Genomic DNA, 10,459 nt, shown 5'->3' on the forward strand with positions numbered 1-10,459 from the left:
TGTTGGATAAAGCCGCACTTTGTTATATTGGCATCATAAATGAAGCCATATTCTCTCAAGGCATCTTCTTCATGTTCAATACCCCATCTCATATCTTCAGTTTCATAATAAGGGCTTGTTTCGCCTGTTAAGCGCTCCGTTATGAGTTTGATTTTGTAGTCTTCATATTTGCTCGTAGGCAATCCTTTTGCTGTCTTACTGATAATGTTGTAAACATTAGATGCGGTGACTTTACCCAAGCGCGCTTGGAACCATTCTGCTGTTCTTTGTTCCATCTCACACCGCCGTTCTTTGTTCTTGTGGCGTTGCTATATCGGCATCTTGTATAGTAGAATCTGTTTCTACCTTTTGCTTGTTTTGTTTCTTTTTCAAAAGATGCAATACCGTTTGTGCTTGTCCTTCAGACATATCGTCAAGCTTTTTGACGTCGACATAAGCAAGTATTTTTTCTTCTTCTGCTTGGGTTTGTACTATGAGTCTTCTGATTTCATTGATCTGTTGTGGAAAAGCCTTTTTAATAGGCGGGTTTCCATCTGTATCGTCTTCTTTACTTGCTAAATTAAGAAGCATGCCTAATAGGTATCTTCGTGCGTAGGTAAGTGTGGAACCAAGTGATTGTATGCTATTTTTAGAGCCTGTACTGTCAATTGGAAATGTTCCTTCTGTTGAGATTTGATTGTCTGAAGGATGAGACAGAGTTATTTCTATGGTAACGTTTTTTTCTGTTTGATTTTTAATACGATAAAACAAAGCAAATTTGTATGTTGCAAGCCCTTTCTTTACAGCATCAATGTACTGATCAAGTGTAGCGTATTTGCTGTTTGTATGGTTATTAATGGCGTTTTGTTCGATATTTTTATATGCCATTTGCACAGCCGAAAGATCACGGACAAAATTTTGGCGCTCTTGTCGTTTTATCTCTTGTTCTCTTAAATCAAGAAGACGCTCTAAGCGATCCATATCGACGTCACTGTCTAAGGCTTTATTTAAAATACGTTCCATGACAGTTTGTTCGACGGCTACATGATGTGTTTCTTCAGTTTCTATTAGGTTAGTGTTTTGTTCACTCATCTTGATTTCCTACATTGCGCGCAATTCACCTGTGGCGTGAATCACGCTTGTGTTAAAAGGCTGGTTTTGGGGTGTTAGAGTTTTGTCTTTACAGGTTGTACAATCCGATCAATTGGAATGCGTTTTATATATGCACAATGATCAGAATATAGCGTCAACAAGAAAGATTCATCTGAATTGGGTGGTATCATTTCAAATCTAGTGCATGCAAACGGTCTGAATTCGTATGAAAATGCAAAGCATTGCGATCCTATGAGTTCCATTGGCACGATATTCTCTTCACTTAAGAAGGCATCTATTTTGTCTTTAGAGATTATGGTATCTACATAGGGCTCGCCCTTATCTCCAGAGATCGTTATACAAAGTTCACCTGGATTGTGGGTATTTCTCACAACTAACTGCGAACACAAAGTAGGTTTAATTTCATATCTATACATAATAATTATCTTCTCTCGCTCGTTGTGATAATACTGCCTCCACGAACCTCTGAATCTCCGTAAATGTGTGCGTTACCATACACTTCTGCATTGCAATGAACACTTGCATTTTCGTAAACATGTGCTTTTCCAAAAATACGACCACCATATATTTTTGCGTTATGATGAATTGTTGCATTTTCATAAATATTTGCAAAATAACAAACTTTTGAGTTATCAAATACCTTGGCATTGTTGTAAACTTTTGCACCGCTATAAACCATGGCATCATTATAAACCCAACAGTCTCCTTCATGACTTAAGTTGCTCTCACCTTCTATAAAGCCGCCTAGGTCACCTTTCTTGATTTTTCCGAAGCTTCTCAATGCACGAATGCGGTGAAGGATTTTGCCCCCAACTTCGATTGTTTTATTAGTCAATTCGTATTTTTTCACCATGCTTTTTCTCCAGTGGACATGACGTTATCGCCATCAATATCCGCATCACGATAAATTTTTGCGTCGCCATAAATACGTGCATTACCGGAAACTGTTGCCATTCCATAAACTTCGGCAAAACCGTAAACATGTGCATTATGTTTAATTCGTGCACTACCATAAACTTCAGCATCATCATAAACTTGAGCATTATCGTAAACGCAAGCACAAGATAAGACGAATGCATTACCACCTACCCAGCAATTACCATGATGCGATAGGTTGTTTTCATGTTCTATAAAGCCGCCTAAATTACCTTTTTTAATAACTCCAAAGTCTCTTAAAGCGCGGATACGGTGAAGAGTTACCCCTTTAAACTCAGCTTTCTCATCAGTAAGTTCGTACTTCTTTTCCATGATTACTATTTCTCACGTTCTACGATTACGGTGGAGCCACTAATTTTACAATTTCCAGCAATGTCTACACGACAGCAAATATATGCTTGATTGTAAATTTTAGCATTTCCGTAAACGTGTACACTTTCCCCTATAGCAGAATTCCCATAAATCCGCGCATAGTCAAAAACCTTGGCATTATCTCCAACAGAAGCACCACCAACTTCGGCATAATCATAAACTTGTGCATTGCCATAAACTTGTGCATTCCCATAAACCCGCGCATCATCATAAACTTTGGCATTATCGTAAACTTGTGCATTGCCAAAAATCCAACAGTCTCTCTTATGGCTTAAGTTGCTCTCTTTTTCTATAAAACCGCCGAGGTCACCTTTTTTGACATATCCAAAGTCTCTCAGTGCACGAATGCGGCGGAGCGTTCTGCGCCCAAACTCAATTGTTTCATCAGTAAGTTCGTATTTTTTCATCTGGTCTTTTCTCCAGTTGAGATTCTTTTATTGCCATCAATCCAGTCGTCCCAACATACACATGCTGCACCGTAAATTTTTGCATGACCGTAAACATGCGCATCACCGGAAACTTCTGCATTGCCGTAAACACGCGCCCTATCGTAAATGTGTGGCTCTTCGTAAACTTGTGCATTGCCATAAACTTCTGCATGACCGTAAATGCATGGTTCATCGAAAACTTCTGCTTTGCCATAAATACGAGAATTGCCGTAAACATGTGCATAACCGTAAACTTGTGCATTTTCGTAAACCTTAGCATTACCAAAAACCTTGGCATTACCATAAACTTTTGCATAATCCCCAATCCAGCAATTACCATGATGACTTAGATTGTCTTCTTTCTCGATATAGCCGCCAAGATCACCTTTCTTGACGTCCCCCAAATCTCTCAGTGCACGAATGCGGTGAAGGATTTTGCCCCCAACTTCGATTGTTTCATCAGTAAATTCGTATTTTTTTTCCATGGTTTTACTCCTTTAAGTTAGATTCTGCCTTTGTCGTTCTTGCAAAAGAACGGCATTGCATTGTGGGGTGAATTTTTTGAAAAGGTGGCGTCTTTTAAAAACGCCTTTAGCTTTTAAAGAACATCACAAGGACGCAAACGGTGTTGTTGTTCGTAAGAACCATACATTGCATCATCATATTCGCGCTGTTTTATATCATCTAAAAAAAAACCGTATGCTGTGCTGTGTAGAATAAAATCGTGAGGAATGTTTCCGTTGAAACACTGCTCTTCACATTCTTTAAGATAGAATTCGGCAATATCTTCAGAGATATCTTCGCAACGATTAGTCGTTGGTTCAATACGCAAAATTTGGACAGCATTATCGGCTTGGTCGATAAATTTGATCATGTCACTTTCTTCTAAGAAAGGACCAGATTTAGCGAGATTTTGCTCTTCATTTTCGCACATCACTAAGAGAATTTCATCAGAATTTATAAACACTGGTTTATTCACAAATGCCTCCATACAGCCTATTGGCAAAAGTTATTTTCTAAGATATGGAGTGAACATATTTTCGATTTTAGAATAAGTCAATATAATTTTTCTAAAACAGAAAAAAATTTTTTTAGTGATAGACAAATAGTCTACACAAAAAAGTAATTTAATTTTCATTTCAATGTGGAGAAAATTCTGTATGAAGCAGTCTAAAAAAGCTCTAAAAATATTTTCGTCATTAACAAATGAGCAAAAACGGGTGGTTATTTTCCATCTTCTTCTTGCAAAGATCGCAGAAAAGAAATGACGGCTTTTCTATGCTCTGGCTTTGCCGAGGAATATAATTTTAAAAAATAATCATCACAATTATCGGGTATAAAATGAGGGGGGAGAGCTTTAAAAAATGAAGTTAATCTAACGAGTTCATCAGCAGATATGCTTCTACTTTCTTTATCATCATCGACAGAAAGCATCTTAGATACAACAGATGTATGAAGTCCCATATGTTTAGCTAATTCAGTTCGGGACCCATGACCCATTGTTTTAAGTTTTTCATTTGCCCAAATTTTTATTTCTTTTTGAATATCCATACTTATCAATATTCCTATTGTTTTAAAAAATATCAACATTTCTATTATAGAAAAAATGTTGACATTTTTTCTATAATCGAATAAATGCCTGTTTGATAAATAGAGAAATTAAAATGAATATCAAAAATTCAGCAGGTACGATTATAAAATATTTAGGCGGTGCGAAACGTGTGTCATTGATTTCTCAATGCCATGTGTCTGCTGTTTATAAATGGACTTATCCTTTAAAAAAACTAGAGGGTAAAGGCGGAATTATACCAGCTAAATACCAAATTATGCTTTTGAATTACGCACGTGATCATGGGATAGATTTGCGTCCAGAAGATTTTTTTTATCCCGAGCGCTTGCAGAGATTAATGCAAGAGCAACACCCCCCAATGACTACATTTGCAAAAAGTTCCGGCGTTGATAGCGCGCGTGAGACTTTGCAGCCTTAAGGAGGTGATGATGGCTGTAGAAAAGAAATACGAACTTACTGATGAAACAATTGAGTTTGCTGGAAAAACTCTTCACCGCATTCGTGCATTGAGAAGCTTTGGAAAAGTTAAAGCAGGTGATGTTGGTGGTTTTGTAGAGAGTGAAGGCAACCTCTCTCATGAGGGCGATTGTTGGGTTGGGAATAGGGCATGGGTTTATGGTGATGCACGTGTTTTTGGCAATGCCAAGGTTCTTGGTTTTTCTCATGTTTATGACAATGCCCGTGTTTATGAGAATGCCAATGTTCTTTTAGCAGCTGCGATTTATGGCAACGCCAAGGTTTGTGGTAATGCGCATGTATTTGGCAATGCCAAGGTTTGTGATGAGGCTGCGGTTTTTGGTAATGCTTACGTTTACGATAATATCCATGTTTATGGCAGCGCCAAGGTTTATGGCAACGCCAAGGTTTGTGGTTATGCCAAGGTTTGTGATGCTGCTAAGGTGTTCGGTCATGCCGTGGTTTATGGTAAGGCCAAGATTTATGGAAATGCATATGTTTGCGGCACTGAAGAATATGGTGGCGACAGAGTTTATATGTGTTCACATAATGCAAATGAAGCGCATAAGAATGATGATGGTAAGCCTCGTGTAGAGCTTATACCGCCGTTGGCACTGCTTGAAATTGGTAAAGTTTTAGAGTTTGGGGCAAAGAAGTACGGAGCAAACAATTGGCGTAATGGCATGCACTGGAGCAGGTTACACGGTGCTGCTTTACGTCATTTATTAGCATGGTTTGGTGGAGAGCATAAGGATGCTGAGAGTGATTTATCACACTTGGCACATGCGGCTTGTTGCATTCTTTTTTTAATGGAATGCGAAGCACAACAGATTGGTCATGATGACCGCCCTCATAAAAATTAAAGGAGATAAAGATGAGTTCGAATGAGATTTTATGGATAGCAGTGGTTTCAGTTTTGCTCTTAAGCGGAGTGATGTTTCGTATTGCATTATCGCGACCAAGTTAAGGCGCTTAAAGAGCAGGTTCAAGATCTTAAGAAAAAAATGAAAGAGAATGAGTTTAGGTATTTAAAGGAAAGCAAGCAGACAATTGATGAATGTGATGCGGATCTTGAAGAACGTGACAAGGAAATTAAACAACTGAAACAAAAGACTGAAGAACTAAAACAAAGTATAGATGCGTATCGAGAAGAGTTTACACGGAAAAGTGAAAAGATACGGACACTAAAAGCAGATGTTCAATCACGCGACGAGGAAGTTGAAAGACTAACACAAGAGCTTAAACAGCGTGATGAAGCAGTAAAAGCGCCGCCTCATAAGAATAAGAAGAAAAGTAAGTGAGGTGAGAGGGATGAGTCCAGAAGAAATTAAGTATTTATCTAAATATATCACATTAATAATTTGTAACGTAGTGGCACTTTATCACGTTTATTACTTCTATAAAAAGACACAAAATTTAAGAGATGAGATAATGGAAAAAGATAAAATAATACACGAGCAAGAAAAGATAATTCAAAAATTATCTCCTTCTAACATTTTCTATTCTTCAAAAGATAGAAAAAAGCTAGGCCAAAACTTAGTTTGAACCACTCTTTCTGGGTGATTTGATGAAGTGTGTTCAATGATAAAGATTGGTACAGTTTCGATATTTGGTTTGAGGTGGCGAACTGTGAGAGTAAATAGTGCTTTTTCATGTCTTTTTAGACTAAAATAGCCGCATATGTCCTGAGAGTTTAAGTCTGCTCTAAAAGGGCTTTCAAACCCCATGTATTTTTCATTCTCAGGGGTAAAAGCTATTACATGATCTATAGAACCACCTTCAACAAATGCAAACGGACTTTTTTTATCTATCTGAAAATTATTCATTTTTATTGAATATTTTGTAGGATTTTTTATGATTACATCTACTCTAATAAAGAAATCTTTACCGCTCCTATATGCGTATGGTTTCCCATCTATAACAACCTTTAGATTTGGACCTAAGTCTCGCGTTTCTTTTTCTTGCCATAAGATGGTGAGATGTTTTTTTGCCGTTTCAGCTTGGCTTTCAAGGTGCTTTATTTGTTCATCTATTTTTTTTAAGTCTTGTTTTCTAAACCAAAAAAGGAAAATTCCATTAAGAATAGCAATGACAGTAGTATCTAATGCACTTATCCATTTAAGTATTGTTTCCATATCCTATACACCCTTCTTTCCTTCATTTTCGGAAAAAAACAATCTTATAAAATACATTTCGTATGGAGTGGCGCTGTGATTAACACGATTCTTTGTTTTGATCTAGGTACCAAAACGGGGTGGGCGATACGTGGTGCAAGTGGTGACATGTTCAGTGGTACCGTGAATTTTCAATCACGCCGTTTTGAAGGCGGTGGAATGCGTTACTTGCGCTTTAAGCAATGGCTATCAGAAATAAAGCAGACAGCAGGTCAAATTGACGTGGTGTATTTTGAAGAGGTGAGGCGTCATAAAGGTACAGATGCAGCGCATGTTTACGGTGGTTTGTTAGCAACGTTAACGGCGTGGTGTGAACAGCATCAGATACCGTATGAGGGGATACAAGTAAGTACGATTAAGAAAGCGACGACAGGCAAGGGGAATGCATCGAAAGAAGAGATGATTAAGGCGGTGCGTGCAAAAGGGCACAATCCGAAAGATGATAACGAAGCAGATGCTTTAGCAATTTTATATTTAGTTAAAGAAAGGGAATTGGGGTATGTCAACTAAGTTGCCATGGACGAGGCTTTTTGCAGACAAGTGGGCAATAGTTGTTGATTATTTGCCTGCTGTAGAGGGCAATATCTATATGCGATTACGGTTACGTATGTTGCATACTGGTGAACCTCTTTTTTATAATATTAAAGTTTTATCTCATTACACTGGTTATTCAGTGAAGAAGTTTGAAGCGGCACTGAATGTTTTGCTTGAAGAAGGATATTTCATTCGTTTAGCAGATGGTCGCTTGTGGAATTTAGATGTTGAGGAAGAACTCAATAACTCTAATGAGAATTTAGATAAAGCTTCGGAAAAGGCTTCAAAAGCAGCAAAAGCTAGATGGGATAAAAACAAAGATAAAAGTAATGATGATGCACGTGCAATGCATGAGCAATGCACAAGCAATGCATACGCAATGCACGAGCAATGCTTGGAAATGCACAATAACATTAACAATAACAATAACAAAAAAAATAAAAATATTATTTTATCAAAAAGAGAAATTGATTTTGAAAATTTAGAAACAAACGATTTGGTTGACGAGCCAATCGAGTGTGATGATGTTCAATCAGAGCAAATCAAAACGATAGAAACCAAACAACCAATCATTCGCGAGCAAAATATCAATCTTTCAAACGAAGTTAACAACCGATGGCAAATTAACGAAGCGATGATTGCGAAATTGCCTTCACGAAAAGTTAAAAAGGTTGGAAAACAACTTTCAGAAATCGTTGATAAGATAATGCCTGCTTATTTTCCAGAGAAAGCAAACTTTTTTGAAGGAACAAAGAAAATAAGGGAAAAACAAGAAGTTGAAAGAATACTAGAAGATTTCAAACCCGATTTTCAATACGCAACTGAACAAGGATTAACGCATGATGAAGCCTTATCAGAATTTGAAAAATTTGTACGCTTTTCAAAAACCAATCCATGTCACAATGCAAATGAACGCGATTGGCAAAGCGCTTGGGATAATTGGATTACGCATCCAGAATATGGATTGGTAATTAAGAAACACAAAAAATCAGAAGTGAAAAAACTATATGAAAGCGCATGTTATAAACCACCGTCAAACAATTTCGCAAATAACCTTTCAGAAAGCTTCAATCAACTTGCAACAGCGATCTACGCTTAAAGACACTTATGGATCCGAAAAAACAGCAAAGTAGTGAAGTTTGCTGATGATTTTGAGAATATATATGCGTTTAAATTGACAGAAAGGCACCGTACAGAGCGATTTAAAGATTTTGTGATAAAAACCACATTGAAATTAAAAACGCTTCTGTACGGTCCATTTTGAGGCAAATAAACCCATTGGTAAAGTTATGGATTTAGATAGGGGATATTAAACCAGATGTTTTTAAAAAAACGTAAACAGAAGGGGGGAAAAAAGTTTGTTGCAACAGCGGTGGGGCATGCCCCATGGGGATTAGGGGTAGCAGAGTATTTTTACAATCTTTACGAATATGATGATGGTACAAGAGAATATGAAGAATTTGACGGTGGTCAGTATCATGAGATGCCTGAGAATGTTGATTACAGTACCAAGGCGCAAGTGAAAGCTTGGATATACGGTGGTGATTTGCCAAGAAGCGTATTGAGTTGCGAAGCGTTGATAGACGAGGTGAATAGGGAAATCAAAAAACGTACAGTTAAAGCAGTGAAAACTTATGATGATATAGACAACGAGCTAGAGAAAGCACTTGGTATTCAATTAGGTAGGTATCAAAATGAAAAAAAGTGAAAAAAATAAAAAATACGTATTGACATTAAGGAAAGGTTCGTTTAGAAAGGTCAACAAGTGCTAAAAACACTTGTGATAAGCGGATAAACCACGATAAGGTTTTTCCCATCTTCAAAATACTGACTTTCTTTTATGCTATCATTGGCATATAACGGTTATGTCGGGTGTAGCTATGCCATACAATACCCTTCGCGAGGGAAAAGCATAGCGGCGGACTTATCACCGTGTTTTTAGCACCCGACGCCCTTATGGGCTGTTAATTAAAAACTTCATTGATAAGGATTACTAGCATGAACGCTACAGTTAAAAATCAAGAAACTTCTCCAAAATATCAACTCACCAATCAAACAATTCTTCGCGAAGGTAAAAAACTTTATCGCATTAAGGCGTTAAGAGATTTTGGTGATGTTAAAGCTGGTCAACTTGGTGGCTATATTGAATCTGAAGAAAATCTTTCCCATGATGGTAATTGCTGGGTTGGTGATCAGGCCATTGTTGTGAGCCCTGGTCGTGTTTACGAAAATGCGCAGGTTTATGGCAATGCAGGTGTTGGTGGTTTTGTATATGGTAATGCTCGCGTCTACGATTCAGCAAAGGTTTTTGCCAATGCCCATGTGTATGATAATGCCCATGTTTTCGATAGTGCAAAAATTGTAAGTAAAGTGCATGTTTATGAAAATGCCAATGCATGTGGCATGGCTATTGTTACTAAGAATATTTGTGGTGACACAATGAATAATGTTTATACAGAACGCCTTTCTCCTTATGGTGAAATTTGCTTTGTTATGTGTCGTCCTCATAGGAAAACAGCTTAAATAACGGCGCGGGCGCGGCGGGGGCGCCTCCTTATAACCATTTCATTTAAAAATTTGTTTGAATATTAGATTAGGGAGCTACCTATGACCACTAAAAATGTATCTAAAAAATATGAGCTTATAAATGAAAGTCACGTTAAAGGGATTACTTTATACCGCATTCGTGCTTTAAAAGACTTTGCTGATGTTAAAGCTGGTGATTTAGGCGGCTTTATTGAAAAGGAAGATAACCTTTCTCATGATGGCAATTGCTGGGTTTATGATAATGCTTGTGTTGTAAAATCTGGTCGTGTTTACGAAAATGCAAGGGTATATGGCAACGCTGTCATTGGTGGTTTTGTTTATGGCAATGCGCATGTATATGATAAAACCCG

Annotated in this window: 16 protein-coding genes and 1 pseudogene; 8 read left to right on the forward strand and 9 right to left on the reverse strand. The window is 37.6% G+C overall.

Annotated features, from left to right (window positions below; all coding sequences use genetic code 11):
* The 8 genes from ACFINL_RS08760 to ACFINL_RS08795 form a co-directional block, all read right to left on the reverse strand.
* Nucleotides 1–275: YqaJ viral recombinase family protein (locus ACFINL_RS08760; RefSeq protein WP_375651407.1), on the reverse strand; the 275-nt coding region annotated here is incomplete at its 3' end.
* A 1-nt stretch (nucleotide 276) separates the two neighbouring features.
* Entirely contained in the window at nucleotides 277–1,071 is a 795-nt protein-coding gene (locus ACFINL_RS08765) for an ERF family protein (RefSeq protein WP_375651408.1), read from the reverse strand.
* Between the two features lie 442 nt (nucleotides 1,072–1,513).
* Nucleotides 1,514–1,945, reverse strand: coding sequence for a hypothetical protein (locus ACFINL_RS08770; protein WP_375651409.1), 432 nt, complete (start codon nucleotides 1,943–1,945; stop codon nucleotides 1,514–1,516).
* Entirely contained in the window at nucleotides 1,939–2,340 is a 402-nt protein-coding gene (locus ACFINL_RS08775; RefSeq protein WP_375613985.1) for a hypothetical protein, read from the reverse strand. Before ACFINL_RS08775 ends, ACFINL_RS08770 begins: the two co-directional genes overlap by 7 nt.
* Before the next feature lie 5 nt (nucleotides 2,341–2,345).
* Nucleotides 2,346–2,807, reverse strand: a complete 462-nt coding sequence (locus ACFINL_RS08780) for a hypothetical protein (RefSeq protein WP_375651410.1) — start codon at nucleotides 2,805–2,807, stop codon at nucleotides 2,346–2,348.
* A complete protein-coding gene (locus tag ACFINL_RS08785; protein ID WP_375651411.1) occupies nucleotides 2,804–3,313 on the reverse strand; it encodes a hypothetical protein in 510 nt (169 codons plus the stop codon). The genes ACFINL_RS08780 and ACFINL_RS08785 overlap by 4 nt, the downstream gene beginning before the upstream one ends.
* 113 nt (nucleotides 3,314–3,426) lie before the next feature.
* Entirely contained in the window at nucleotides 3,427–3,807 is a 381-nt protein-coding gene (locus tag ACFINL_RS08790; protein WP_273791750.1) for a hypothetical protein, read from the reverse strand.
* 245 nt (nucleotides 3,808–4,052) lie between these two features.
* Nucleotides 4,053–4,379, reverse strand: coding sequence for a hypothetical protein (locus ACFINL_RS08795; RefSeq protein ID WP_273721234.1), 327 nt, complete (start codon nucleotides 4,377–4,379; stop codon nucleotides 4,053–4,055).
* 113 nt (nucleotides 4,380–4,492) lie between these two features.
* Here ACFINL_RS08795 and ACFINL_RS08800 point away from each other — a divergent pair, with 113 nt between their 5' ends.
* The 3 genes from ACFINL_RS08800 (at nucleotide 4,493) to ACFINL_RS08810 (ending at nucleotide 6,155) form a co-directional block, all read left to right on the forward strand.
* Nucleotides 4,493–4,816: a hypothetical protein gene (locus ACFINL_RS08800; RefSeq protein WP_375635087.1), complete on the forward strand. Its 324-nt coding sequence runs from the start codon at nucleotides 4,493–4,495 to the stop codon at nucleotides 4,814–4,816.
* 574 nt (nucleotides 4,817–5,390) lie between these two features.
* On the forward strand, nucleotides 5,391–5,717 hold the full coding sequence (locus ACFINL_RS08805) for a dATP/dGTP diphosphohydrolase domain-containing protein (RefSeq protein WP_375610982.1): 327 nt from the start codon (nucleotides 5,391–5,393) through the stop codon (nucleotides 5,715–5,717).
* Nucleotides 5,718–5,798: 81 nt separating this feature from the next.
* On the forward strand, nucleotides 5,799–6,155 hold the full coding sequence (locus ACFINL_RS08810; protein ID WP_375651412.1) for a hypothetical protein: 357 nt from the start codon (nucleotides 5,799–5,801) through the stop codon (nucleotides 6,153–6,155).
* 198 nt (nucleotides 6,156–6,353) lie between these two features.
* Here the strand turns inward: ACFINL_RS08810 and ACFINL_RS08815 are convergent, their stop codons facing one another.
* The gene (locus ACFINL_RS08815; RefSeq protein ID WP_375612671.1) at nucleotides 6,354–6,989 is read right to left on the reverse strand and encodes a hypothetical protein; all 636 of its coding nucleotides are present in this window, start codon (nucleotides 6,987–6,989) and stop codon (nucleotides 6,354–6,356) included.
* 75 nt (nucleotides 6,990–7,064) lie between these two features.
* On the opposite strand from ACFINL_RS08815, the gene ACFINL_RS08820 reads away from it, so the two are divergent.
* From ACFINL_RS08820 to ACFINL_RS08840, 5 genes and pseudogenes are all read left to right on the forward strand, one after another.
* Nucleotides 7,065–7,538: a crossover junction endodeoxyribonuclease RuvC gene (locus tag ACFINL_RS08820; RefSeq protein WP_375651413.1), complete on the forward strand. Its 474-nt coding sequence runs from the start codon at nucleotides 7,065–7,067 to the stop codon at nucleotides 7,536–7,538.
* On the forward strand, nucleotides 7,528–8,661 hold the full coding sequence (locus ACFINL_RS08825) for a hypothetical protein (RefSeq protein ID WP_375651414.1): 1,134 nt from the start codon (nucleotides 7,528–7,530) through the stop codon (nucleotides 8,659–8,661). The genes ACFINL_RS08820 and ACFINL_RS08825 overlap by 11 nt, the downstream gene beginning before the upstream one ends.
* Before the next feature lie 219 nt (nucleotides 8,662–8,880).
* Nucleotides 8,881–9,270 carry a hypothetical protein gene (locus tag ACFINL_RS08830; RefSeq protein WP_375651415.1) on the forward strand — a complete coding sequence of 130 codons (390 nt, stop codon included), beginning with the start codon at nucleotides 8,881–8,883 and terminating at the stop codon, nucleotides 9,268–9,270.
* Nucleotides 9,271–9,560: 290 nt separating this feature from the next.
* Nucleotides 9,561–10,085 carry a hypothetical protein gene (locus ACFINL_RS08835; RefSeq protein ID WP_375651416.1) on the forward strand — a complete coding sequence of 175 codons (525 nt, stop codon included), beginning with the start codon at nucleotides 9,561–9,563 and terminating at the stop codon, nucleotides 10,083–10,085.
* Nucleotides 10,086–10,169: 84 nt separating this feature from the next.
* Nucleotides 10,170–10,459: pseudogene (locus ACFINL_RS08840) on the forward strand (hypothetical protein); the annotation flags it as partial.

The sequence above is a fragment of the Bartonella sp. AA78NXGY genome (assembly GCF_042197005.1).
Taxonomy (GTDB): Bacteria; Pseudomonadota; Alphaproteobacteria; order Rhizobiales; family Rhizobiaceae; genus Bartonella.

What these genes read in the sequence shown, in the direction of transcription:
- ACFINL_RS08765 (WP_375651408.1), bottom strand. Translation starts at nt 1,071, where the DNA reads ATGAGTGAACAAAACACTAACCTAATAGAAACTGAAGAAACACATCAT.
- ACFINL_RS08770 (WP_375651409.1), bottom strand. Translation starts at nt 1,945, where the DNA reads ATGGTGAAAAAATACGAATTGACTAATAAAACAATCGAAGTTGGGGGC.
- ACFINL_RS08775 (WP_375613985.1), bottom strand. Translation starts at nt 2,340, where the DNA reads ATGGAAAAGAAGTACGAACTTACTGATGAGAAAGCTGAGTTTAAAGGG.
- ACFINL_RS08780 (WP_375651410.1), bottom strand. Translation starts at nt 2,807, where the DNA reads ATGAAAAAATACGAACTTACTGATGAAACAATTGAGTTTGGGCGCAGA.
- ACFINL_RS08785 (WP_375651411.1), bottom strand. Translation starts at nt 3,313, where the DNA reads ATGGAAAAAAAATACGAATTTACTGATGAAACAATCGAAGTTGGGGGC.
- ACFINL_RS08795 (WP_273721234.1), bottom strand. Translation starts at nt 4,379, where the DNA reads ATGGATATTCAAAAAGAAATAAAAATTTGGGCAAATGAAAAACTTAAA.
- ACFINL_RS08800 (WP_375635087.1), top strand. Translation starts at nt 4,493, where the DNA reads ATGAATATCAAAAATTCAGCAGGTACGATTATAAAATATTTAGGCGGT.
- ACFINL_RS08805 (WP_375610982.1), top strand. Translation starts at nt 5,391, where the DNA reads ATGTGTTCACATAATGCAAATGAAGCGCATAAGAATGATGATGGTAAG.
- ACFINL_RS08815 (WP_375612671.1), bottom strand. Translation starts at nt 6,989, where the DNA reads ATGGAAACAATACTTAAATGGATAAGTGCATTAGATACTACTGTCATT.
- ACFINL_RS08825 (WP_375651414.1), top strand. Translation starts at nt 7,528, where the DNA reads ATGTCAACTAAGTTGCCATGGACGAGGCTTTTTGCAGACAAGTGGGCA.
- ACFINL_RS08830 (WP_375651415.1), top strand. Translation starts at nt 8,881, where the DNA reads ATGTTTTTAAAAAAACGTAAACAGAAGGGGGGAAAAAAGTTTGTTGCA.
- ACFINL_RS08835 (WP_375651416.1), top strand. Translation starts at nt 9,561, where the DNA reads ATGAACGCTACAGTTAAAAATCAAGAAACTTCTCCAAAATATCAACTC.